Source organism: Enterobacter cloacae subsp. cloacae ATCC 13047, assembly GCF_000025565.1.
GTDB classification, from domain to species: domain Bacteria; phylum Pseudomonadota; class Gammaproteobacteria; order Enterobacterales; family Enterobacteriaceae; genus Enterobacter; species Enterobacter cloacae.
In genome coordinates this window covers 2578409-2603126 of the sequence record NC_014121.1, presented here as the reverse complement: position 1 = coordinate 2603126, position 24718 = coordinate 2578409, and the positions used below count along the sequence as shown (strand labels likewise).

The following is a 24718-nucleotide window of genomic DNA, read 5'->3' as shown; positions in this document are numbered from 1 at the left end:
TCGTGTGTGGCTATTTTTTATCAGCATGCCTTGCAGCGGTAGCGGGCCCGGTGGTAAAACGCTTATACGTTTAGCGTATAGGCAAAGAGATGATTAAAAGAATTGAGCGTATAGACAGGGTGGAGTTAATGCGCACGTTTGTTCGTATTGTTGAGGCCGGATCCCTCTCTGCGGCGGCACGGCAGCTGGCAACCACCCAGGCCACGGTGAGCCGACGGTTGCAGTCGCTTGAGACGATGCTCGGTGTGCGCCTGATATTGCGCACTACCCACACGACGCGTCTGACGGATGACGGCGAGCGCTGCTATCAGCACGCCCGTCGGGTGATTGACAGCTGGCTGGCACTGGAAGATGAGGTAGGGCAGACAGAAGACGAACCGGTAGGCGTCCTGCGGGTACGCGCCCCGCACGCGTTTGGTCAGGATCAGCTCCTGAAACCGTTAACCGAATTTCTGCAGCGTTATCCGCAGCTTTCTATTGAGTGGATGCTCAACGACCGGTCGGCTGACTTCCTCGGCGACAACCTTGACTGTGCGATTCGGGTGGGCGTCGAGGTTGACCCGGCGACCGTGTCCGTGCTGCTGGCTGAGGTGCCGCGCTCAGTGGTGGCTTCTCCGGCATTGCTGGCCCGTTTTCCGGCGGTTAACACCCCGGAAGATTTGCAGCAGCTTCCCTGGATAGCCATCAGCTCTTTCTACCAGCGCCATGTGGAGCTTTTTCACGATGCCTCGCCAGCCACCGCGCGCGTGGCGATTACTCCCCGCCTCAGTACCGACAGTCTGTATGTCGCACGTAATACGGCTCTCACCGGGCTTGGCGTGGCGGTGGTATCAAGCTGGACAGTGCAGGAGGATATTCGGGAAGGGCGGCTGGTGCATTTACTTCCCGAGTGGCAGCCGGCGGCGTTACCGGTGCATCTGGTTTACCCCTGGTCCCGTTACTATCCGGCGCGCTTGCGGCGTTTTCTGGAGTTGATGCGGCAGATCATGCCGGAGGTCACTGGAATGAGAAAGCCGCTACAGCAGCCATAAAAAAGCCGACCCGAAGGTCGGCTTTCACACTTAGCGTGTGTTATTCAACTGACTGCGGACGGGTTGCTGGTGCAGTAGCCTTGTGCGTAGCACTGTGACCACCGGCAGCACCTTTACCTTCGAAGTTGAACTCCGGGCGAACCCAGTCGCTGTGACGCGGTGCTTCAGGCACATACTCAGGCGCAGGGGCGCGAGTCATCGGTGCTGTGGCAACGTGCGCAGGCGCGACGGCAACCTTCACCGGCTCGGGTTTCACTTCCGGCGCTTTCGCTTCTTCAACAACAGGTTCAACCTGAATCTCAACGTCCTGCACAACCTCTTCGGTCGTGGTTTCAACGATGGTTTCAGCGGTTTCTTCCACTGCGGCTACAGGTTCAGCCTCTTCAGCGACTTCTTCAGCCACCACGGCATCTTCTTCGGCAATAAGCTGCGGCGCGGCATCAACCGGCGCGGCAATCACTTCTGGATGGGTGGTTTCGACGTCCACAGCGTGAGGTGCTTCAGTTTCAACAACCTGTGGTTCAACCACGTTTGCCGCTTCCGTTACAACCTCTTCTACCGCTGCTGCTGGTGCTGGTGCAATCACCTCTTCGGTCACTGCCTGTTCTTCAACAGCCTGTTTCGGGCGAGCAACAGGGTAGCGGATCCAGACTTTACCGGATGCCATTTCAGGTGACGCGCACGCCACGGTCATTGGCATTGGGGACTGCGTTGGGTAACGCTCGTCACGGTAGCGACGACGACGCTGACCGCTCACGCGCAGATGACGCGGAGAACGGCGCGAGCGACGCGGCATACCCGCGTTGTCACGGTTTTCACCGTTTTCATCCTGCTCTACCTGATTTTCCACGACGGCCGGGAGGTCAACTTTCGCAACCTGCGTGCCCGTTGTGGTTTCTGTCACTTCGGCTGCGACAGCTGCGGTTTCTTCTGCCTGAACAGCACCGACGCGCACTTTCTGAGACAGCTGGCGCTGCTTACGACGTGGCATAACCTGAGTACGTTCTTCCTGCTCGGTCTCCTGCTGCTCAGCAGGCTCTTCGCGATTCAGGTTTTTAACGTCCTGCTGCGCCTGGCGTTTTTCGTCGTTACGGCGACGGTTACGCTCACGGCGAGGCTGCTGCTCGTCGCGCTGTTTGCTCTTCTCGGACTCATCGCCCGCCTGCTGGCGAATTTCACGATCTTCAACGTTCTGCTGTTGTTTCTCGCGACGGTTGCGACGGTTGTCTTCGCGTTGCTCACGGCCTTCATTGTTGTCCGAACGGTTGTCACGACGCTCGTTACGGTCGCTGCGGTCATTACGATCGCGGCGGTTGTTCTGACGCTTACGACGGTCCTGCTGACGCTCAGGTTTAGCCGCTTTAGGTTCTTCTTTCGGCTGCTCTGGCTGAACTTCTTCACCTGCGAACATTTTCTTCAGCGCGCCAAAGAAACGGCTCAGCAGACCCGGTTGTGCTGGCTCGGCTTTTGCCGCCACTGCCGGTTTTTGTGCCGCAGGTTTAGCCGCTGGTTTTTCCAGGGCACTTTCTGGCGGAGCTTCCGGCATGATGAAGGTCGCTAATGCAGGCTGCTCTGGCAGTTTACGCTCGGCTGGCTCTTCATCAGATGGCAGCGCCATCTCTTCTTCATGCAGCTTCGGCAGCAGGTAGCTGAGTGTGCTGGTCTCTTCGCCTTTACGGACACGCAGCACGTGATAGTGCGGCGTTTCCATCTGGTCGTTTGGCACGATGATGCAGCGAACGCCGCCCTGGCGCGCTTCAATGGCACTCACTGCGGCACGTTTTTCGTTCAGCAGGTAGGAGGCAATTGGCACCGGAACAATGGCGTGAACCTCTTTGGTGTTCTCTTTCAGCGCTTCTTCTTCAATCAGACGCAGAATAGAGAGAGACAGAGATTCGTTATCACGAACGGTCCCGGTACCGGAGCAGCGCGGGCAAACGTGATGGCTGGATTCGCCCAGAGACGGGCTCAGGCGCTGGCGGGACATCTCCAGCAGGCCGAAGCGTGAAATATGGCTAATCTGGATACGCGCACGATCCTGGCGCACCGCTTCGCGCAGACGGTTTTCAACCGCACGCTGGTGACGAACAGGGGTCATGTCGATAAAGTCGATAACAATCAGACCACCCAGGTCGCGCAGGCGGAGCTGGCGGGCGATTTCATCAGCGGCTTCAAGGTTGGTGTTGAAGGCGGTCTCTTCGATATCGCCGCCGCGCGTCGCACGTGCGGAGTTGATGTCGATAGCGGTCAGCGCTTCTGTGGTATCGATAACGATAGAACCGCCGGATGGCAGACGCACTTCACGCTGGAAGGCGGACTCAATCTGGGATTCAATCTGATAGTGGCTGAAAAGTGGGATTTCACCGGTGTACAGTTTGATTTTGCTGGTGAAGTCCGGACGACCCAGTGCGGCGATGTGCTGGCGAGCCAGCTCAAGCACTTTCGGGTTGTCGATGAGAATTTCACCGATATCCTGACGCAGATAGTCGCGGAAGGCACGTACAATAACGTTACTTTCCTGGTGGATCAGGAACGGAGCAGGGCGGCTTTCTGCTGCTTTCTGGATAGCTTCCCAGTGCTTCAGACGGAAGCTTAAGTCCCACTGCAGCGCTTCGGCAGATTTGCCCACACCGGCGGTACGCACGATAAGACCCATGCCATCCGGCAGTTCAAGACTGGCCAGCGCTTCTTTCAGTTCGGTACGGTCATCGCCTTCGATACGGCGAGAGATACCACCCGCACGCGGGTTGTTTGGCATCAGTACCAGATAACTTCCCGCCAGGCTGATAAAGGTTGTCAGTGCGGCACCTTTGTTGCCGCGCTCTTCTTTATCAATCTGAACAATCACTTCCTGACCTTCACGCAGAACATCTTTGATATTCGGACGGCCATGAGCGTTGTAGTTAGCAGGGAAATATTCGCGGGCGATTTCTTTCAGAGGGAGGAAACCATGACGCTCAGCACCGTAATCAACAAATGCAGCCTCAAGGCTTGGTTCAATGCGGGTGATTTTACCTTTGTAAATGTTCGCTTTTTTCTGTTCGTGTCCAGGACTTTCGATATCCAGATCGTACAGGCGCTGCCCATCCACAAGGGCGACACGCAACTCTTCTTGCTGAGTTGCGTTGATTAACATTCTTTTCATCGTAACTTACTCGTTATTCTTACATTGACGACAAAGCTGCGGGCAAGGTGACGCTTTCCGGGGTATGAACCGATGGCCTCGTGTCTATTCACGTCGCCAACCTCACGGTTGTCGCTCGCTTAAGAGGCGCAGAGTGTCGGTTGCCTGTGTTTCATACGGAAACACAGCGCAATTATCAGGGGAATTGCCTGGGTAGAACTCTCCAGAGAACAATCCTTATACCGGGAAGTACTGCAACCCGCAGCCCGCTAACTGCCTGAAAGATCAATACGTCTTACGCCATTGCTGCGTGGATGATCGGTCAGACAAAATTGGTCATTCCGTCGACATCCTTACAAATCCGGATTTAACGCGGAAAACGGCTTCATTATTCCACTGCTCGCCGGGTTATAGCAAGATGACTTTTACCAATTATCACCCGGTTACTCACAGTTTCTTCACTTCAGGATGGTGATTGGTTTAATAACCACCAAATCGATTGCGCGAAACCGGGGCAGGCCGGATAAAAGTAAATATAAGCATAGAAAAATGAGTGGCGCTAATGCCTGACGATATTTAGAATCGCCAACCATGAAAACAGAGACTCCAGCCGTAAAAATGGTTGCTATCGCCGATGATGAAGCGGGGCAACGTATCGATAACTTTTTGCGCACCCAGCTGAAAGGGGTACCAAAAAGCATGATTTACCGCATCCTGCGTAAGGGCGAGGTGCGGGTTAACAAAAAACGCGTGAAGCCTGAGTATAAGCTCGAAGCCGGTGACGAAGTGCGTATCCCGCCGGTGCGTGTTGCCGAACGTGAAGAAGAGGTCGTGTCGCCTAAGCTGCAGAAGGTGGCCGCCCTGAGTGATGTGATCCTGTATGAAGATGACCACATCCTGGTGCTGAATAAACCGTCGGGTACGGCGGTACACGGCGGCAGCGGTCTCAGCTTCGGCGTGATTGAAGGGCTGCGCGCGCTGCGCCCGGAAGCCCGTTTCCTCGAACTGGTTCACCGTCTCGATCGTGACACCTCTGGCGTGCTGCTGGTCGCCAAAAAACGTTCAGCCCTGCGCTCGTTGCACGAGCAGCTGCGCGAAAAAGGGATGCAGAAAGATTATCTGGCGCTGGTGCGCGGTCAGTGGCAGTCCCACGTGAAAGTGGTGCAGGCCCCACTGCTGAAAAATATTTTGCAAAGCGGTGAGCGAATCGTTCGTGTCAGCCAGGAAGGTAAACCGTCTGAGACGCGCTTTAAAGTGGAAGAGCGCTATGAGTTTGCCACCCTGGTGCGCTGTAGCCCGGTGACGGGCCGAACCCACCAGATTCGCGTGCATACCCAGTTTGCGGGCCATCCGATTGCGTTTGACGATCGCTATGGCGACAGGGAATTTGATAAGCAACTGGCGGGGACGGGGCTGTCGCGTCTGTTCCTGCATGCGGCAGCGCTGAAGTTTACCCATCCGAATACCGGCGAGACTATACGTATTGAAGCGCCGCTGGATGAGCAGTTGAAACGCTGCCTGAAAGTTCTGCGCGGCTAAGGTAAAAGTTAAACGGCAACGGAGTTGCCGTTTTTAATGTTTGCACCCTCTCCCGGTGGGAGAGGGCCGGGGTGAGGGCATCAGGCCGCAACGGTCACGCCGTCAGTGGATTACACGCTTCGCGTCTTAACATCTGGCACAGCGCAATCAGCGGTAAGCCCACCAGCGTGTTCGGATCACGCCCCTCCAGCTTTTCGAAGAGCGCAATCCCAAGACCTTCACTTTTAAAACTGCCGGCGCAGTTCAGCGGCCGTTCACGACGCACATAATCAGTGATTTCTTGCTCACTCAGGTGTCGGAAGTGAACATCAAACGGTTCGCATTCGGTCTGCAGGTGGCCCACGGCGGAGTTGTAGAGCGCGAGGCCGGTATAAAAGGTAACAATATTGCCGCGCGCCTGCATAAGCTGTTTACAGGCATTCTCTTCGGTGTGTGGCTTACCGGTGATGACACCATCCAGCACGCAAACCTGATCGGAGCCTATAATCAAATGCGAAGGGTATTGTGCGGCAAGCGATTGTGCTTTCTCTTTCGCCAGACGCGTTACTAAATGACGCGGCGACTCGCCAGGTTGTGGCGTCTCATCAACGTCCGGCGCGGCACACACAAACGGGATCCCGAGCTTTTCCAGCAACATTCGGCGGTAGGGAGAAGTGGAAGCGAGAACGAGATTTGGCATATTTTTATCACCAGATATAGCGTATCGATGCCAGCCATTTTAAACTACAGGCCGCAATGTGTGCGAATAATTGGCAAAAGGCAGCCCTGGTTGCCTTTTTCTTTGACTATATGACGTTACAAAGTTAATATGCGCGCCCTATGCAAAAGGTAAAATTACCCCTGACTCTTGATCCGGTTCGTACGGCTCAAAAACGCCTCGATTACGAAGGTATCTATACTTCCGATCAGGCTGAGCGTATTGCCGAATCCGTAGTCAGTGTGGACAGTGATGTGGAATGCTCCATGTCGTTCGCTATCGATAACCAGCGTCTTGCCGTTTTAACCGGTGATGCAAAGGTGACGGTAACGCTCGAATGTCAGCGTTGCGGGAAACCGTTCACACAGCACGTTCACACAACGTATTGTTTCAGTCCGGTTCGTTCTGACGAACAGGCTGAGGCACTCCCGGAAGCGTATGAGCCGATTGAGGTTAACGAATTCGGTGAAATCGATCTTCTGGCTCTGGTTGAAGATGAAATCATCCTCACCTTGCCAGTGGTTCCGGTGCATGATTCTGAACACTGTGAAGTGTCCGAGGCGGACATGGTCTTTGGGGAACTGCCTGATGAAGCGCAAAAACCAAACCCATTTGCCGTATTAGCCAGCTTAAAGCGTAAGTAATTGAGGAGTAAGGTCCATGGCCGTACAACAGAATAAACCAACCCGTTCCAAACGTGGCATGCGTCGTTCCCATGACGCGCTGACTGCAGTTACCAGCCTGTCTGTAGACAAGACTTCTGGTGAGAAACACCTGCGTCACCACATCACTGCTGACGGTTTCTACCGCGGCCGCAAGGTTATCACTAAGTAATCACGCGTTTGCGTGATTAGGCTTAGTGAGGAACTCCCCGTGCAAACGGGGAATTTACCGAACCAGGCTGCGACGATACCTTGACACGTCTAACCCTGGCGTTAGATGTCATGGGAGGAGATTTTGGGCCTTCCGTGACAGTGCCTGCAGCATTGCAGGCACTGAATTCTAATTCGCAACTCACACTTCTTTTAGTCGGCAATCCCGACACAATCACGCCATTACTTGCAAAAGCTGACTTCGAACAACGTTCACGTCTGCAGATTATTCCTGCGCAGTCAGTTATTGCCAGTGATGCCCGGCCATCGCAGGCGATTCGCAATAGCCGTGGCAGCTCTATGCGAATGGCGCTGGAGCTGGTAAAAGAAGGACGTGCGCAGGCCTGCGTCAGCGCGGGAAATACCGGCGCGCTGATGGGGCTGTCGAAATTACTGCTCAAGCCTATTGAGGGCATTGAGCGTCCGGCGCTGGTGACGGTACTCCCGCATCAGCAAAAGGGCAAAACGGTGGTGCTCGATCTGGGCGCTAACGTCGATTGTGATAGTACAATGCTGGCTCAGTTTGCCGTGATGGGGTCGGTGCTGGCAGAAGAAGTGGTCGGGATCAAGACTCCCCGTGTTGCTTTACTGAACATAGGTGAAGAAGAGACCAAAGGCCTGGACAGCATTCGTGAGGCTGCCGAATTGCTTAAACAGGTTCCCTCCATCAACTATATTGGTTATCTCGAAGCCAATGAGTTGCTGACGGGGAAAACGGATGTTCTGGTGTGTGATGGCTTCACTGGAAACGTGACGTTGAAGACCATGGAAGGGGTTGTGCGAATGTTCCTTTCTCTCCTCAAATCGCAGGGAGAAGGTAAAAAAAGCGCCTGGTGGCTTATTTTATTAAAGCGTTGGTTACAAAAAAGCCTGACGCGGCGATTCAGTCACCTCAACCCCGACCAGTATAATGGCGCCTGTCTGTTAGGATTGCGCGGCATTGTGATCAAGAGTCACGGTGCCGCCAATCAGCGAGCATTTACTGTCGCCATTGAACAGGCAGTGCAGGCGGTGCAGCGACAAGTCCCTCAGCGGATTGCCGCTCGCCTGGAATCTGTATTAGCTAAAAGTGACTGAGCGTACATGTATACGAAGATTATTGGTACCGGCAGCTATCTGCCAACACAAGTGCGAACCAACGCCGATCTGGAAAAAATGGTAGATACGTCTGACGAGTGGATTGTCACGCGCACAGGTATCCGTGAACGTCGTATCGCCGCGCCAGACGAAACCGTGTCCACCATGGGTTACGAAGCCGCACAGCGTGCTATCGAGATGGCGGGCATCGATAAAGATCAGATTGGTTTGATCGTGGTTGCCACAACATCGGCCACGCATGCTTTCCCAAGCGCAGCGTGCCAGGTGCAGAATATGCTCGGTATTAAAGGCTGCCCGGCGTTTGACGTTGCCGCAGCCTGCGCAGGTTTCACCTATGCATTGAGCGTTGCCGATCAGTATGTAAAATCCGGCGCGGTGAAGTATGCGCTGGTGATCGGTGCTGACGTGCTGGCGCGTACCTGCGATCCAACCGATCGCGGAACGATCATTATTTTTGGCGATGGTGCGGGTGCCGTACTGCTGGGTCAGTCTGAAGAGCCGGGCATCATCTCCACGCATCTGCATGCTGACGGTAGCTATGGCGAACTGTTAACGCTGCCTAATGCCGACCGTGTGAATCCGGACAGCTCTATCTACCTGACCATGGCAGGTAACGAAGTGTTTAAGGTCGCGGTGACGGAACTGGCCCACATTGTTGATGAAACGCTGGAGGCGAATGGCCTTGAGCGCACCGCACTCGACTGGCTGGTGCCGCATCAGGCGAACCTGCGTATTATCAGTGCAACCGCGAAAAAGCTGGGCATGTCGATGGATAACGTTGTGGTGACGCTCGATCGCCACGGCAATACCTCTGCGGCGTCAGTACCGTGCGCCTTTGATGAAGCGGTACGTGACGGACGAATCAAACGGGGCCAGTTGGTCTTGCTTGAAGCCTTCGGTGGCGGGTTCACCTGGGGTTCCGCGCTGGTTCGTTTCTAGGATAAGGATTAAAAGATGACGCAATTTGCTTTTGTGTTTCCGGGGCAGGGCTCTCAAACCGTTGGGATGTTGTCTGAAATGGCAGCAAACTATCCGGTAATCGAAGAGACTTTCCGTGAAGCTTCCGATGCGCTGGGTTATGATTTATGGGCGCTGACCCAACAAGGTCCGGCCGAAGAGCTGAACAAAACCTGGCAGACTCAGCCAGCACTGCTTACTGCTTCCGTTGCGCTGTGGCGCGTCTGGCAGCAGAAGGGCGGCAAAGCGCCAACCCTGCTCGCGGGCCATAGCCTGGGTGAATATTCTGCACTGGTCTGTGCCGGTGTGATCGCCTTTGCTGAGGCGGTACGCCTGGTAGAACTGCGTGGTAAATTCATGCAGGAAGCGGTGCCAGAAGGCACGGGCGGCATGTCTGCTATTATCGGTCTCGACGATGCTTCCATCGCAAAAGCGTGTGAAGAATCAGCAGAAGGTCAGGTGGTTTCACCGGTTAACTTCAACTCGCCAGGCCAGGTGGTTATCGCCGGTCATAAAGAAGCGGTTGAACGTGCAGGTGCAGCCTGTAAAGCCGCGGGCGCGAAACGTGCGCTGCCGCTGCCAGTGAGTGTTCCGTCCCACTGTGCGCTGATGAAACCTGCTGCTGACAAGCTGGCGGTTGAACTGGAAAAAATTACCTTTAACGCACCGACGATTTCCGTTGTGAACAACGTCGATGTGAAATGTGAAACCACGCCGGAGGCTATCCGTGATGCGCTGGTTCGCCAGCTTTATAGCCCGGTACAGTGGACCAAAACCGTTGAGTTTATGGCCTCTCAGGGCGTTGAGCACCTGTACGAAGTCGGCCCAGGGAAAGTCCTGACTGGTCTGACAAAACGTATTGTTGACACCCTGACTGCCTCGGCGATTAACGAGCCGGAAGCCATTGAAGCGGCACTCTCGCAATAAAAGAGGAATACCATGAGTTTTGAAGGAAAAATTGCCCTGGTCACTGGCGCAAGCCGCGGTATCGGGCGTGCAATTGCTGAAACACTGGCCGCGCGCGGCGCGAAAGTGATTGGTACAGCAACCAGCGAGAATGGCGCGAAGGCCATCAGCGACTATCTGGGTGCGAACGGTAAAGGTCTGGTACTGAATGTGACCGAACCTGCATCTATCGAATCTGTTCTGGAAAATATTCGCGCAGAGTTTGGCGAAGTGGATATTCTGGTCAATAATGCCGGGATCACTCGCGATAACCTGTTGATGCGAATGAAAGACGACGAGTGGAACGATATTATCGAAACCAACCTGTCATCTGTATTCCGTCTGTCAAAAGCGGTAATGCGCGCTATGATGAAAAAGCGTCATGGTCGTATTATCACTGTCGGTTCTGTGGTTGGTACCATGGGAAATGCTGGTCAGGCTAACTACGCTGCGGCGAAAGCAGGTCTGATTGGTTTCAGTAAGTCGCTGGCGCGTGAAGTCGCGTCCCGCGGGATTACTGTAAACGTTGTTGCTCCGGGCTTTATTGAAACGGACATGACGCGTGCGCTGACTGATGAGCAGCGTGCGGGTACGCTGGCAGCTGTTCCTGCGGGCCGCTTAGGCGACCCTAAAGAAATTGCCAGCGCGGTTGCATTTTTAGCCTCTGACGAAGCGGGTTACATCACTGGTGAAACCCTCCATGTCAACGGCGGGATGTATATGGTTTAATCACGATCGAAAATATTTGCCTTATTGGGGGGATTGGCCTCAAAATAACGTAAAATCGTGGTAAGACCTGCCGGGATTTAGTTGCAAATTTTTCAACATTTTATACACTACGAAAACCATCGCGAAAGCGAGTTTTGATAGGAAATTTAAGAGTATGAGCACTATCGAAGAACGCGTTAAGAAAATTATCGGCGAACAGCTGGGCGTTAAGCAGGAAGAAGTTGTGAACTCCGCTTCCTTCGTTGAAGACCTGGGCGCAGATTCTCTTGACACCGTTGAGCTGGTAATGGCTCTGGAAGAAGAGTTTGATACTGAGATTCCGGACGAAGAAGCTGAGAAGATCACCACCGTTCAGGCTGCCATTGATTACATCAACGGCCACCAGGCGTAAGTGAACATCTCCAGGCGGTCATTCGACCGCCTGAGTTTTATCTTTTTTAGTCCCACGAATCTCTTTTTTTATCCCTCCCTGGAGGACAAACGTGTCTAAGCGTCGTGTAGTTGTGACCGGACTTGGCATGTTGTCTCCTGTCGGCAATACCGTAGAGTCCACCTGGAAAGCTCTCCTTGCCGGTCAGAGCGGCATCAGCCTAATCGACCATTTCGATACTAGCGCCTATGCAACGAAATTTGCTGGCTTAGTAAAGGATTTTAACTGTGAAGAGATCATCTCGCGCAAAGAACAGCGCAAGATGGATGCCTTCATTCAATATGGAATTGTCGCTGGCGTTCAGGCCATGCAGGATTCTGGCCTTGAAATTACGGAAGAGAACGCAACCCGTATCGGTGCCGCTATTGGCTCCGGGATTGGCGGTCTTGGTCTGATCGAGGAAAACCATTCATCTCTCATGAATGGCGGACCGCGTAAAATCAGCCCGTTCTTCGTTCCGTCCACGATTGTTAATATGGTGGCGGGTCACCTGACCATCATGTTCGGTCTGCGTGGGCCAAGCATTTCTATCGCGACCGCATGTACCTCTGGCGTGCATAACATCGGCCAGGCCGCGCGTATGATTGCGTACGGCGATGCAGATGCTATGGTGGCGGGCGGTGCTGAAAAAGCCAGTACCCCGCTTGGCGTGGGTGGCTTTGGTGCTGCGCGCGCGCTGTCTACCCGCAACGATAATCCTCAGGCGGCAAGCCGTCCTTGGGACAAAGACCGTGACGGTTTCGTGCTGGGCGATGGTGCAGGTATGCTCGTTCTGGAAGAGTACGAACATGCGAAAAAACGTGGCGCGAAAATTTATGCTGAAGTCGTTGGCTTTGGTATGAGCAGCGATGCCTATCACATGACGTCACCGCCAGAAAATGGTGCGGGCGCCGCGCTGGCCATGGAAAACGCGATTCGCGATGCGGGTATTACCCCAGCGCAAATCGGCTACGTTAACGCACACGGTACCTCTACCCCTGCGGGCGATAAAGCAGAAGCTCAGGCTGTTAAGTCTATCTTCGGTGAATCTGCCAGCCGTGTAATGGTCAGTTCCACAAAATCCATGACCGGTCACCTGTTGGGTGCGGCGGGTGCTGTAGAGTCTATTTACTCTATTCTTGCGCTGCGCGACCAGGCTGTTCCGCCAACCATCAACCTGGATAACCCGGATGAAGGTTGCGATCTGGACTTCGTTCCTCACGAAGCGCGCCAGGTGAGTGGAATGGAGTACACCCTGTGTAACTCCTTCGGCTTTGGCGGTACTAACGGTTCTCTGATCTTCAAAAAGATCTGAGTCTGCGTACCCTATGGCTGTGAAAAAAGGTCCGCTTGTCGGGCCTTTTTTATTCAGGCTAATCTTCTTGTCGGCTGCACGACATCCTGCCAGACTAAACGTCCACGCATAAGGAGCCACCATGTTTTTAATCAATGGCCTTGAGCAAGAATCTCTGCCTGCCAGCGACAGGGCGACTCAGTTTGGTGATGGCTGCTTTACCACGGCGCGCATTGCGGATGGCGACGTGTGTCTGCTGGATGCGCATATACGTCGTCTGCAAACGGCCTGCAAAACGTTAATGATCCCCTTTACGCAATGGGACACGTTGCGCCAGGAAATGCGCCAGCTTGCGTCCGGAAAGCCCAGTGGGGTACTCAAGGTCATTATCAGCCGCGGCAGCGGTGGACGGGGTTATAGCGGTGCCAGTTGCCAACATCCCACCCGGATCCTGTCGGTTTCTGCGTATCCTGCCCAGTATACGCGCTGGCGTGAAGAGGGCGTTACCCTGACGCTCAGCCCGGTACGTCTGGGAAGAAACCCCATGCTTGCCGGGATAAAACATCTCAATCGTCTTGAGCAGGTGCTAATCCGTACTCATCTTGAGCAGACGGCAGCCGATGAAGCGCTGGTTCTTGACAGCGAAGGGTTCATTACGGAATGCTGTGCGGCTAATTTATTCTGGCGGCAGGGCAACACTGTTTTCACGCCTTCGCTGGAACAGGCGGGAGTCAACGGTATTATGCGTCAGTTTTGTGTGCAGCAGCTGGCACGCTCTGACTTTCACGTTGTCGAAGTTAACGCACGCGAAGAGGCGTTGCAGGCAGCAGATGAAATCGTTATTTGCAACGCGCTGATGCCGGTTATACCTGTCCGCGCTTATGGTCAAATTTGCTTGCCATCGCGCGAGCTGTTCTCTTTTTTAGCCCCGATATGTGAGCAAATCAGATAGTCATGAAGAAAATGTTGCGCTTTGTCCTCCTTCTAATCGTTGCGCTGGGTATCGCTGGCGGCGCGGGAATGTGGAAAGTTCGCCAGCTGGCGGACAGTAAGATCCTGATTAAGGACGAAACGATCTTTACCCTGAAAGCGGGAACCGGGCGACTGGCGCTCGGTGAACAGCTTTATGGCGATAAAATCATTAATCGTCCACGCGTGTTCCAGTGGTTATTGCGTGTGGAACCTGAGCTGTCTCATTTTAAAGCTGGCACCTATCGTTTCACGCCCGGGATGACCGTCAGAGAGATGCTACAGCTGCTGGAAAGCGGCAAAGAAGCACAGTTCCCGCTGCGGTTTGTTGAAGGGATGTGCCTTAGCGATTACCTCAAACAGCTGCGTGATGCGCCGTATATTAAACACACGCTAAAAGATGACAGTTACCAGACGGTTGCCGCGGTACTTGAATTTGAACATCCCGAGTGGGTTGAAGGCTGGTTCTGGCCGGACACCTGGATGTATACAGCCGGAACAACCGATGTGGCGATCCTGAAGCGTGCGCACAAAAAAATGGTCGCGGCGGTGGAATCTGCGTGGGAAGGGCGCGCCGATGGCCTGCCGTATAAAGATCAAAACCAGTTTGTCACCATGGCCTCAATTATTGAGAAAGAGACCGCGGTGGCTTCAGAGCGCGACCAGGTGGCGTCGGTCTTTATCAACCGACTGCGCATTGGCATGCGTCTGCAAACTGACCCTACCGTGATTTACGGAATGGGTGAGAACTACAGCGGCAAGATTTCACGAAAAGATCTGGAGACGCCGACGGCGTATAATACCTACGTTATTAGCGGCCTGCCGCCAGGCCCGATTGCCACGCCGAGCGAAGCCTCGCTTAAGGCGGCCGCGCATCCGGCAAAAACACCGTATCTCTACTTTGTGGCTGATGGAAAAGGGGGGCATACCTTTAACACCAACCTTGCCAGCCATAATCGCTCCGTTCAGGATTATCTGAAGGCACTTAAGGAAAAAAATGCGCAGTAAATACATTGTCATTGAGGGACTCGAAGGAGCCGGTAAAACCACAGCCCGCAACGTGGTAATCGAAACGCTGAAAACGCTCGGCGTTGCGGACATGGTGTTTACCCGTGAACCCGGCGGTACGCAGCTGGCTGAAAAGCTGCGCAGCCTGGTGCTGGATATCAAATCCGTGGGCGATGAAGTTATCACTGACAAAGCCGAAGTGCTGATGTTCTATGCCGCTCGCGTGCAGTTGGTAGAGACGGTCATCAAACCGGCTCTGGCCGCTGGCAAGTGGGTCATTGGTGACCGTCACGATCTGTCGACTCAGGCGTATCAGGGCGGGGGACGCGGAATTGACCAGACAATGCTGGCAACGTTGCGTGATGCCGTCTTAGGGGATTTCCGCCCCGATCTGACGCTGTATCTGGATGTAACGCCGGAAGTGGGCCTGAAGCGCGCGCGCGCGCGCGGCGAGCTGGATCGCATTGAGCAAGAGTCGCTCGACTTCTTTAATCGCACCCGCGCGCGTTATCTTGAACTCGCCAGTCAGGACAGTTCCATTCGCACCATTGATGCGACGCAGTCCCTGGAAGAGGTGACCCGTTCCATTGAGGAAACTGTCAAACACTGGCTACAGGAGCAACAGGCATGAAATGGTACCCATGGTTGCGCCCGCACTTTGAACAGCTGATCGCCAGCTATCAGGCCGGACGGGGGCATCATGCGTTACTGATTCAGGCATTGCCGGGCATGGGTGAAGATGCATTGATCTACGCCATCACCCGTTTTCTGATGTGCCAGCAGCCAGAAGGTCACAAAAGCTGCGGTAAATGCCGCGGCTGCCAGCTGATGCAGGCGGGCACACATCCTGACTATTACACGCTGGAGCCTGAGAAGGGCAAAAGTGCGCTCGGTATCGATGCCGTGCGTGAAGTCAGTGAAAAATTATACGAGCACGCACGACTGGGTGGCGCAAAAGTCGTCTGGCTGAAAGACGCGGCGTTGCTTACCGAGGCGGCGGCAAACGCGCTGCTTAAAACGCTGGAGGAGCCACCGGAAAAAACGTGGTTCTTCCTGTCATGCCGCGATCCGGGTCGATTACTGGCGACGTTACGCAGTCGGTGTCGGCTTCATCACCTTGCGACTCCCCAGGAATCGTGGGCGCTGAGCTGGCTGGAGCGTGAGGTGACAACGTCACAGGATAGCGCGTTGTCCGCATTGCGCCTCAGCAGCGGCGCACCTGCCGCGGCGCTGGCTCTGCTGCAGGCGGACGTCTGGTCGCAACGAGAAGCGCTTTGCCGCGCCGTTGTCTCTGCGCTGGAGAGCGGTGACTGGTTGAGCGTACTGCCTGCACTTAACAGCGATCAGGCTGCCGAGCGTCTGCACTGGCTGGCTGCCTTACTTCTGGATGCCCTCAAGATCCAGCAGGGGGCCACGCTGCTGACCAATCCCGATGTCTGGCCACTGGTAAACACGCTGGCGAATCGTCTGCCAGGCGCCACGTTGCGTGCGATCCTGCACGATACTTGCCAGAGCCGCGAACAACTTTTAACGGTAACCGGTCTTAATCGCGAGCTTGTACTGACCGACCAGTTACTGCGTATCGAACATTACCTGCAACCAGGCGTTACTCCGCCTGTTTCCCATCTCTGAGAGAGACATTATGTTTTTAGTCGACTCACACTGCCATCTCGATGGCCTGGATTATCAATCCCTGCATAAAGACGTGGACGAAGTGCTGGCTAAAGCCGCCGCCCGCGATGTGAAATTTTGCCTTGCGGTGGCTACCACGCTGCCGGGTTATCGCACCATGCGTGAGCTGGTGGGCGTTCGCCCTAATGTTGTCTTTTCCTGTGGCGTGCATCCGCTCAATCAGGATGAAGCATACGACGTCGAGGAGTTACGTCGTCTGGCGGCCGAAGAGGGCGTGGTAGCGATGGGGGAAACCGGGCTGGACTATTACTACACGCCGGAGACCATGGCGCGTCAGCAGGAGTCCTTCCGCCATCACATTCGCATTGGGCGTGAGCTTAACAAACCGGTTATCGTTCATACCCGCGATGCCCGCGCCGATACCCTGGCGATCCTCAGGGAAGAAAACGTGACGGATTGCGGTGGCGTACTACACTGTTTCACAGAAGACAGAGAAACGGCGGGAAAACTGCTTGATTTAGGGTTTTATATCTCGTTTTCCGGGATCGTGACGTTCCGTAACGCTGAGCAGCTTCGCGATGCTGCGCGTTATGTTCCGCTCGATCGTATTCTGGTGGAAACAGACTCTCCTTATCTGGCTCCGGTACCGCATCGCGGTAAAGAAAACCAGCCAGCAATGACGAGAGACGTGGCTGAATACATGGCCGTTCTGAAGGGCGTCAGTATCGAAGAGCTGGCCCGCGTCACGACGGAAAACTTCTCTACACTGTTCCATATTGACCCCGCCCGCCTGCAATCTGTTTGATACACCTGTTTTTTTTAGGCTCGTAATTAATAGTTAAAACGAGTAAAGTTCACCGCCTCATTTGGGGCGGTGATGGTGTTTTTAGACACATCCAGAAATGCTTTTTGTAAATAACTGAAAGTTTTTCGACCGTCTTAAGCTGAAACGTGATAGCCGTCAAACAAACTCAGAGGGAATTATTTTACTCTGTGTAATAAATAAAGGGCGCTTAGATGTCCTGTCCACGGCACGGTACTCCCCCCGGGCCAATGCGTGAAAGCGTAAAAAAAGCACAAATACTCAGGAGCACTCTCAATTATGTTTAAGAATGCATTTGCTAACCTGCAAAAGGTCGGTAAATCGCTGATGCTGCCAGTATCCGTACTGCCTATCGCAGGTATCCTGCTGGGTGTCGGTTCTGCAAACTTCAGCTGGCTGCCAGCCGTAGTGTCCCACGTAATGGCCGAAGCAGGCGGTTCTGTCTTTGCTAACATGCCACTGATCTTCGCTATCGGTGTTGCTCTGGGCTTCACCAATAACGACGGCGTTTCTGCGCTGGCTTCTGTGGTTGCCTACGGCATCATGGTGAAAACCATGGCTGTGGTTGCACCGCTGGTTCTGCATTTACCTGCTGAAGAGATCGCAGCGAAACACCTGGCGGATACCGGTGTTCTGGGCGGTATCATCTCCGGTGCGATTGCAGCGTATATGTTTAACCGCTTCTATCGCATCAAGCTGCCTGAGTATCTGGGCTTCTTCGCGGGCAAGCGTTTCGTTCCGATCATCTCTGGTCTGGCAGCGATTTTCACGGGTGTGATCCTGTCCTTCATCTGGCCACCAATCGGTACGGCAATCCAGACCTTCTCTCAGTGGGCTGCTTATCAGAACCCGGTTGTGGCGTTTGGTATCTACGGCTTCATCGAGCGTTGCCTGGTGCCATTTGGTCTGCACCACATCTGGAACGTTCCATTCCAGATGCAGATTGGTGAATTCACCAACGCAGCAGGTCAGGTGTTCCACGGTGATATCCCACGTTATATGGCGGGTGACCCAACTGCAGGTAAACTGTCTGGTGGCTTCCTGTTCAAAATGTATGGTCTGCCAGCCGCGGCAATTGCAATCTGGCACTCTGCTAAACCAGAGAACCGTGCAAAAGTGGGCGGTATCATGATCTCCGCAGCGCTGACCTCGTTCCTGACCGGTATCACCGAGCCGATCGAGTTCTCCTTCATGTTCGTTGCGCCGATCCTGTACGTTATCCACGCGATTCTGGCGGGTCTGGCGTTCCCAATCTGTATCCTGCTGGGTATGCGTGACGGTACGTCCTTCTCACACGGCCTGATCGACTTCATCGTTCTGTCCGGTAACAGCAGCAAACTGTGGCTGTTCCCAATCGTGGGTGCGTGCTACGCCGTTGTTTACTACACCATCTTCCGCGTGCTGATCAAAGCACTGGACCTGAAAACGCCAGGTCGTGAAGATGCAACAGAAGACAGCAAAGCAGGCGCGACCAGCGAAATGGCTCCGGCACTGGTTGCAGCATTCGGCGGTAAAGAGAACATCACTAACCTGGACGCGTGTATCACTCGTCTGCGTGTGAGCGTTGCCGATGTTGCGAAAGTAGACCAGCCGGGTCTGAAAAAACTGGGCGCAGCGGGTGTGGTTGTTGCAGGTTCTGGTGTTCAGGCAATCTTCGGTACCAAATCCGATAACCTGAAAACCGAAATGGATGAATACATCCGCAACAGCTAAGCTGTGACCTGGGGAGACTAAGGCAGCCGAATGGCTGCCTTTTTTATGCCTGCAGTTTTGTTATGCCGGGTAGCGGCTGAACACTCAGAAGTCGTAGCTCGCGCTTACAGAGACGTTCAGCGGCGCGCCATATACCACATAAGAGCCGACGTAGTCGTAATACTCTTTGTCGAACAGGTTGTTGACGTTAGCCTGGACAGCAAAATCTTTAGTCACCTGATACCGGCTGAACAGGTTAACCAGCGCGTAGCTGCCTTGTTCTGCACGTGATCGACCTGCCGGGCCGCCATCTACATCGTTCCAGACTTTATTCTGCCAGTTCACCCCGCCGCCCACTGCCAGTGCCGGTAGCATGGGCAGTTGATAACGGGTAAAGAGCTTCATTGTGGTACGAGGCTGATCGGAACTAACCGCGTTGCCGCGCTTGTCTTCAGCAATGTAGCGGGTTGCGCCGAAGGTCAGCTGCCAGTTATCGGTCAGGGCGCCGTTTAGCTCGAACTCGATCCCTTTACTGACGACCCCATCCAGAGATTCATAAATTGACTCGCCACTGGGCATGTAGGTGTAGGTATTATTCGCCACATTATCCTGCTCAATGCGAAAGAGGGCGAGCGAGGTGGTCAGGCGCGTACTAAACCAGTCTGCTTTCACCCCGGCTTCATAGCTTTTCCCCGTTGTCGGGTCCAGGTAACGGCCGCTGGCGTCACGCTTGTCCTGAGGCTGGAAGATGGAGGTATAGCTGACGTAGGTTGACCAGTCTTCATTGATATCGTAAACAAGGCCCGCGTATGGCGTTACATCATCCTTACTGCTTTCCAGGCGGGTGTCCGGGGAGCCCGCCGGGTTATAGCGAATGTTGTAATGGGTATAACGCGCACCGAGGATCAGAGATAGCGGATCGGCAAGCGAGAATCGGGCTGAGGTATAGGCCGAAGACTGGCGGATATCATCCTGACTGTAAAGCTTCCAGGGGGTCCACTGCGGATCGGCGATATTCCCGTTCCAGTTTTTGAAGTTACCCACGTCAACCATGCCGTACAGCGCGTCCGGCATGGTGTTGTCATAGTGGTTACGCTGGCGGCTGAAGCTACAGCCAAACATCATCTCATGCTGGCGACCGAAAAGATCGAAACCGCCGCGCAGGAAGGCATCCACCGCATCCTGCTTACGTTCACCGCGGTTCCAGCCGCCATATCCGACCATACCCGCACCGGTCTCTTTATCCGGGTAGCCGGACATATACATCAGTTTGCTGTCAAAGTTGGTGTCGGCATGCATGCCGTTGATGTGGGCTTCCCAGCCGTTGTCGAAGCGTTGGGTGAGGTTGGCGAAAATACGGGTGTTGTCTTTATCTGAATAAGCCCAGTCTGGTGCAACGGTCTGGTTGCGGTTGTAATGGGTTTTGCTGCCATCGCTGTACCAGGTTGGCAGGCCGCCCCAGGTTGGGTTATCGGTATCGCTTTCCTGATATTCATAGCCCACAGACAGGGTGGTGCTGTCAGTCACGTCCGCATCGACCACGCCATAGAGGAACTTTTTGCGGTAGTGGTAGTTATCAACAAAACTGTCGTTGTCCTGATAACCCGTAATAAGACGACCGCGCACGTTACCCGACTCTACCAGCGGAGCCTGCAGATCCAGCACGTAGCGTTGTTTGTCCCAGCTACCGTAACTGGCGGAGACATTGCCTTTAAATTCATTGCTGTCTGCATGCTTACGTACCATGTTGACGTAGGCGGCGGGATTTCCCGTGCCGGACATCAGGCCGGTTGCGCCGCGTACCACTTCAATACGATCGTAAATGGCGGTATCGGCGGCGGTGTCGCCAAAGTTCCATACTTCGCTGATGGAGGTTGGCAGATCATCATACGCATAGTTACTGACAAAGAAGCCGCGCGAGTAAAATACCGTCCGGTCGCTGTCCTGTACCTGCGCGGTGACGCCGGTGGTGTTAGTTAACACCTGGCCGAGGGATTGCAGATTCTGATCTGCCATGCGCTGCTGGCTAATGACGCTGACGGACTGCGGAATATCGCGGGGAACCAGTAACAGTTTCGTCCCCGTGGTGGTGGTCTTAACGCTGTAGTCCGTATCCTGACTGCTGGACGGGTCCTGTGCGTTATCAAAACCGCCCTCGACAACCACGGTATCTTCGGTTGCAGAGGCGGCGAAACTGACGGCTGGCATCAATGCCATAGCAATACAGGCAGCCAGCAACGAAGGCGTGGCGGCTGGCTGCGGTTGCCCATCCCTGGTGTGGTTAATGAAAGACATCATCAAACCCTTACTGAATGGTGAAAGGTGAGTGCGACAGTCCCGTGAGAACGGGCTGACGTCGTTTTCTATGTTAAAAATGCGCATGAAAATGCAAATGCGAAATATACGCATTGTGATTAGCACTGTAAACAGATGTGTCAAAAGGAAATGAAATTATGTTTCAGGTGGTGAAGCGTCGAGAGCGGTTACTCTTCAGTCAGCTGAAACGCTTTCAGGAAAGAAATCCGGGGAGAAGGTTGAAAGGACAGGAGAAAGTCGCTCATACTCTTCCATTGTGCCACACACTCATGCAGAGATTGTGTTAATAGCGGACGCACCACGCCAGATTAAACTACAAAGGAACAGGTCATGGCTGAAGAAACCATTTTCAGTAAAATTATCCGCCGCGAAATCCCTTCGGATATTGTTTATCAGGATGAGTTGGTGACGGCTTTCAGAGATATTTCTCCTCAGGCTCCGACTCATATCCTTATCATTCCAAATATTCTGATTCCCACCGTCAATGACGTAAAAGCCGAGCATGAAGTGGCGTTAGGCCGTATGCTGACGGTAGCCGCGAAAATCGCCGAGCAGGAGGGGATTGCTGAAGACGGTTACCGTTTGATCATGAACTGTAATCGCCATGGTGGTCAGGAAGTTTATCATATTCATATGCATCTTCTGGGTGGGCGTCCTCTGGGACCGATGCTGTCACATAAAGGTCTTTGACATGTTAAAAGGGCGTATTGCAGCGCTGGCAATGACATTGGTAATGGTGGGATGCAGCACGCGCCCGGCCATTCCTGTCAGTGATGAACAGACGCTGGTGATGGAGTCCTCGGTACTTGCCGCGGGCATCACCGCAGAACAACCTACGTTGATCATCAGTGAAATTAAATCTTCTGCGTCTTCTACGCTCTTTAACGAAAGACACGAACCGGTGACGGTGCACTACCGTTTCTTCTGGTATGACGTACGGGGTCTTGAAATGCACCCGCTGGAAGCGCCGCGCAGCGTGACCATTCCGGCAGGATCGTCGGTAACGCTCTATGGTAGCGCCAACTATCTGGGTGCGCATAAGGTGAGACTTTATCTTTATCTGTAAGAGGTGAACCTTGATTAAAAATATGAGCCGTTATGCGCTCGTGACAGCTTTTGCACTGTTCCTTGCAGGATGTGTGACGCGAACCGAACAGCCTGCGCCGGTGGACGAGGCAAAACCGGGTACGGAGCAGCCGACACAGCCAACGCAACCGCAGCCAACCGTGCCGTCTGTACCGACGATCCCGTCGCAGCCTGGCCCGATTGAACATCCGGACCAGACCTCCCAGCCAACGCCGCGCGTGCGTCATTATGACTGGAACGGTGCGATGCAACCGATGGTGGGCAAAATGCTGCAGGCGCAGGGCGTGACGGCAGGCAGTGTACTGCTGGTGGATAGCGTAAATAACCGGACTAACGGTTCACTTAATGCCGGGGAAGCGACAGAAACCCTGCGCAATGCACTGGCCAATAACGGCAAGTTTACGCTGGTTTCCGCACAGCAGCTGGCAGTAGCCAAACAGCAGCTTGGTCTGTCGCCACAGGACAGCCTCGGTACGCGCAGTAAGGCGATGGGGATTGCCCGTAACGTTGGTGCGCAGTATGTGCTGTACTCTAATGCCACCGGTAACGTGAATACGCCAGCCCTGCAGATGCAGCTGATGCTGGTTCAGACAGGCGAGATTATCTGGTCAGGTAAAGGTGCGGTTACGCAACTCTGACTGCACGCGTGAAGCGATCCTCACGCGTTATTTTCCGCAGTATCGTCTTATCGCGCCGCAGGCCCACTCCGGGCTTGGCGGCGCGAGTTGCATTCTGGAACAGGGCGAGCAGCGTCTGGTGTTGCGTCATCACCACGATCCCTTAGCCCCCGTTTCCCATTTTCGCCGTCAGTTTCGTGCCCTGAAGCGTCTACCGGCTGATCTCGTGCCAGCCCCGCGCTTTTTCAGACAGGGCTGGATGGCGGTAGAGTATCTGGCAGGGGAGATCCGGCATACGCTGCCTGACAGCGCAACGCTTGCGACGACGCTCTGTCAGTTGCACCATCAGCCGTGTCTGGGGTGGCGAGTCACGCTGCTCCCTTTGCTGGAACAATACTGGCAGCGAGCCTCACCGGACAGACGTACCCCACGGTGGCTTGCGCAGCTTAAACGGTTACGCACTGCGGGAGAGCCTCAGCCGCTTCGGCTGTCGCCATTACACATGGATGTTCATGCCGGAAATATTGTGCATACGTCCACCGGCATCAGGCTTATCGACTGGGAGTATGCCGGTGATGGGGATGTGGCACTGGAGCTGGCGGCCGTCTGGGTGGAAGATGATACAGCGCGCCAAAGACTGATCGGCGATTACGCCCGCATTGCGCATCTGGACGCGGGACAGCTGGCGCGTCAGGTCAGACGCTGGCGACCCTGGGTCGTCATGCTGATGGCGGGCTGGTTTGAAATGCGTTTTCAGCAGTCCGGCGAGAAACAATTTATTGCGCTGGCAGATGATGCCTGGCGCCAGTTACACATTAAAGGATAAGAGAGGTTGCTGTGGGTCCAGTCATGTTGGATGTAGAAGGGTTTGAACTGGATGCGGAGGAGCGTGAAATTCTGGCGCACCCGCTGGTGGGGGGGCTCATCCTGTTTACCCGCAACTATCACGATCCGGCGCAGTTGCGTGAGCTGGTTCGCCAGATCCGCGCGGCGTCGCGTAATCATCTGGTCGTGGCCGTCGATCAGGAAGGCGGGCGCGTGCAGCGTTTCCGTGAGGGCTTCACCCGTCTGCCCGCGGCCCAGTCTTTCGCGGCGCTGCTCGGCACCGAAGAGGGCGGAAATCTGGCCCAGGAGGCCGGCTGGCTGATGGCCAGCGAGATGATTGCCATGGATATCGACATCAGTTTTGCCCCGGTGCTGGACGTAGGGCATATCAGTGCGGCAATTGGCGAGCGCTCTTACCATAGCGATCCCCGTATTGCGCTGGAGATGGCCACCCGCTTTATCGACGGCATGCACGATGCAGGAATGAAAACCACCGGTAAACACTTCCCGGGGCACGGCGCCGTGACGGCGGATTCGCATAAAGAGACTCCGCGTGATCCGCGCCCGGAGGCGGAAATTCGTGCCAAAGATATGTCGGTGTTCCGCTCGCTGATTAGCGATAACAAGCTGGATGCCATTATGCCTGCGCATGTGATTTACAGTGACGTCGACCCGCGCCCGGCGAGCGGTTCTCCGCACTGGTTAAAAACCGTGCTGCGTCAGGAACTCGGTTTCAACGGCGTGATCTTCTCCGACGATTTGTCGATGGAAGGGGCGGCGATCATGGGCAGCTACGCGGAGCGTGGGCAGGCGTCGCTCGACGCAGGTTGCGATATGATCCTCGTCTGCAATAATCGTAAAGGCGCAGTCAGCGTGCTGGATAACCTGTCGCCGATCAATGCAGAGCGTGTTACACATTTGTATCATAAAGGTTCATTTAGCCGTCAGGAGCTGATGGATTCGGCACGCTGGAAAGCGGTTAACGCCCGGCTTGAAGCACTGAATGAGCGCTGGCAGGCACATAAAGCCAGCCTGTAAATCCTCCCGGAAGGCGT

24 protein-coding genes are annotated in these 24718 nt (G+C 54.6%); 21 read left to right on the top strand and 3 right to left on the bottom strand.

Going from position 1 to position 24718, the window contains the following annotated elements; genetic code table 11:
- The first annotated feature begins 128 nt into the window (after positions 1-128).
- Positions 129-1031 (top strand): LysR family transcriptional regulator, encoded by a 903-nt coding sequence (locus tag ECL_RS12520; RefSeq protein WP_013097129.1) that lies wholly within the window; start codon positions 129-131, stop codon positions 1029-1031.
- A 40-nt stretch (positions 1032-1071) separates the two neighbouring features.
- Here the strand turns inward: ECL_RS12520 and rne are convergent, their stop codons facing one another.
- A complete protein-coding gene (gene rne, locus ECL_RS12515) occupies positions 1072-4176 on the bottom strand; it encodes a ribonuclease E (protein ID WP_013097128.1) in 3105 nt (1034 codons plus the stop codon).
- A 570-nt stretch (positions 4177-4746) separates the two neighbouring features.
- On the opposite strand from rne, the gene rluC reads away from it, so the two are divergent.
- A complete protein-coding gene (gene rluC, locus ECL_RS12510) occupies positions 4747-5694 on the top strand; it encodes a 23S rRNA pseudouridine(955/2504/2580) synthase RluC (RefSeq protein WP_028028073.1) in 948 nt (315 codons plus the stop codon).
- A gap of 94 nt (positions 5695-5788) precedes the next feature.
- Here the strand turns inward: rluC and ECL_RS12505 are convergent, their stop codons facing one another.
- Complete coding sequence (locus ECL_RS12505; protein ID WP_028028074.1) at positions 5789-6373, bottom strand: Maf family protein; 585 nt, start codon at positions 6371-6373, stop codon at positions 5789-5791.
- 140 nt (positions 6374-6513) lie between these two features.
- On the opposite strand from ECL_RS12505, the gene yceD reads away from it, so the two are divergent.
- The 14 genes from yceD (at position 6514) to ptsG (ending at position 18840) form a co-directional block, all read left to right on the top strand.
- Positions 6514-7035 carry a 23S rRNA accumulation protein YceD gene (gene yceD, locus ECL_RS12500; RefSeq protein ID WP_013097124.1) on the top strand — a complete coding sequence of 174 codons (522 nt, stop codon included), beginning with the start codon at positions 6514-6516 and terminating at the stop codon, positions 7033-7035.
- A 16-nt stretch (positions 7036-7051) separates the two neighbouring features.
- A complete protein-coding gene (rpmF, locus tag ECL_RS12495) occupies positions 7052-7225 on the top strand; it encodes a 50S ribosomal protein L32 (RefSeq protein WP_003857964.1) in 174 nt (57 codons plus the stop codon).
- Between the two features lie 80 nt (positions 7226-7305).
- Complete coding sequence (plsX, locus tag ECL_RS12490) at positions 7306-8340, top strand: phosphate acyltransferase PlsX (RefSeq protein ID WP_060578773.1); 1035 nt, start codon at positions 7306-7308, stop codon at positions 8338-8340.
- A gap of 6 nt (positions 8341-8346) precedes the next feature.
- Entirely contained in the window at positions 8347-9300 is a 954-nt protein-coding gene (locus ECL_RS12485; protein ID WP_013097122.1) for a beta-ketoacyl-ACP synthase III, read from the top strand.
- 15 nt (positions 9301-9315) lie between these two features.
- A complete protein-coding gene (gene fabD, locus ECL_RS12480) occupies positions 9316-10245 on the top strand; it encodes an ACP S-malonyltransferase (protein WP_013097121.1) in 930 nt (309 codons plus the stop codon).
- A gap of 12 nt (positions 10246-10257) precedes the next feature.
- The gene (gene fabG, locus ECL_RS12475; protein WP_013097120.1) at positions 10258-10992 is read left to right on the top strand and encodes a 3-oxoacyl-ACP reductase FabG; all 735 of its coding nucleotides are present in this window, start codon (positions 10258-10260) and stop codon (positions 10990-10992) included.
- Between the two features lie 154 nt (positions 10993-11146).
- Entirely contained in the window at positions 11147-11383 is a 237-nt protein-coding gene (acpP, locus tag ECL_RS12470; RefSeq protein ID WP_003857954.1) for an acyl carrier protein, read from the top strand.
- A 91-nt stretch (positions 11384-11474) separates the two neighbouring features.
- Positions 11475-12716, top strand: a complete 1242-nt coding sequence (gene fabF / locus ECL_RS12465; protein WP_044158666.1) for a beta-ketoacyl-ACP synthase II — start codon at positions 11475-11477, stop codon at positions 12714-12716.
- A 121-nt stretch (positions 12717-12837) separates the two neighbouring features.
- Positions 12838-13647 (top strand): aminodeoxychorismate lyase, encoded by an 810-nt coding sequence (gene pabC / locus ECL_RS12460; RefSeq protein WP_013097118.1) that lies wholly within the window; start codon positions 12838-12840, stop codon positions 13645-13647.
- A gap of 2 nt (positions 13648-13649) precedes the next feature.
- Positions 13650-14672 (top strand): cell division protein YceG, encoded by a 1023-nt coding sequence (gene yceG / locus ECL_RS12455; protein WP_013097117.1) that lies wholly within the window; start codon positions 13650-13652, stop codon positions 14670-14672.
- A complete protein-coding gene (gene tmk, locus ECL_RS12450) occupies positions 14662-15303 on the top strand; it encodes a dTMP kinase (protein WP_013097116.1) in 642 nt (213 codons plus the stop codon). Before yceG ends, tmk begins: the two co-directional genes overlap by 11 nt.
- Positions 15300-16304, top strand: a complete 1005-nt coding sequence (gene holB, locus ECL_RS12445; protein ID WP_013097115.1) for a DNA polymerase III subunit delta' — start codon at positions 15300-15302, stop codon at positions 16302-16304. The genes tmk and holB overlap by 4 nt, the downstream gene beginning before the upstream one ends.
- A gap of 10 nt (positions 16305-16314) precedes the next feature.
- On the top strand, positions 16315-17109 hold the full coding sequence (locus tag ECL_RS12440) for a metal-dependent hydrolase (protein ID WP_013097114.1): 795 nt from the start codon (positions 16315-16317) through the stop codon (positions 17107-17109).
- Between the two features lie 297 nt (positions 17110-17406).
- The gene (ptsG, locus tag ECL_RS12435; protein ID WP_013097113.1) at positions 17407-18840 is read left to right on the top strand and encodes a PTS glucose transporter subunit IIBC; all 1434 of its coding nucleotides are present in this window, start codon (positions 17407-17409) and stop codon (positions 18838-18840) included.
- A gap of 84 nt (positions 18841-18924) precedes the next feature.
- Here ptsG and fhuE read toward each other — a convergent pair whose 3' ends face one another.
- On the bottom strand, positions 18925-21114 hold the full coding sequence (gene fhuE / locus ECL_RS12430) for a ferric-rhodotorulic acid/ferric-coprogen receptor FhuE (protein WP_013097112.1): 2190 nt from the start codon (positions 21112-21114) through the stop codon (positions 18925-18927).
- A gap of 351 nt (positions 21115-21465) precedes the next feature.
- Between fhuE and hinT the strand changes: the two genes are divergently transcribed.
- From hinT to nagZ, 5 genes are read left to right on the top strand one after another with little or no spacing between them, the layout of a single operon-like run.
- Positions 21466-21825 (top strand): purine nucleoside phosphoramidase, encoded by a 360-nt coding sequence (hinT, locus tag ECL_RS12425; RefSeq protein WP_013097111.1) that lies wholly within the window; start codon positions 21466-21468, stop codon positions 21823-21825.
- Position 21826: 1 nt separating this feature from the next.
- Positions 21827-22201 carry a YcfL family putative periplasmic lipoprotein gene (locus ECL_RS12420; RefSeq protein ID WP_013097110.1) on the top strand — a complete coding sequence of 125 codons (375 nt, stop codon included), beginning with the start codon at positions 21827-21829 and terminating at the stop codon, positions 22199-22201.
- Positions 22202-22214: 13 nt separating this feature from the next.
- Positions 22215-22859, top strand: coding sequence for a penicillin-binding protein activator LpoB (lpoB, locus tag ECL_RS12415; RefSeq protein ID WP_104668931.1), 645 nt, complete (start codon positions 22215-22217; stop codon positions 22857-22859).
- The gene (gene thiK, locus ECL_RS12410) at positions 22840-23664 is read left to right on the top strand and encodes a thiamine kinase (RefSeq protein WP_013097108.1); all 825 of its coding nucleotides are present in this window, start codon (positions 22840-22842) and stop codon (positions 23662-23664) included. Before lpoB ends, thiK begins: the two co-directional genes overlap by 20 nt.
- An 11-nt stretch (positions 23665-23675) precedes the next feature.
- The gene (nagZ, locus tag ECL_RS12405) at positions 23676-24701 is read left to right on the top strand and encodes a beta-N-acetylhexosaminidase (protein WP_044158668.1); all 1026 of its coding nucleotides are present in this window, start codon (positions 23676-23678) and stop codon (positions 24699-24701) included.
- The last annotated feature ends 17 nt before the right edge of the window (positions 24702-24718 follow it).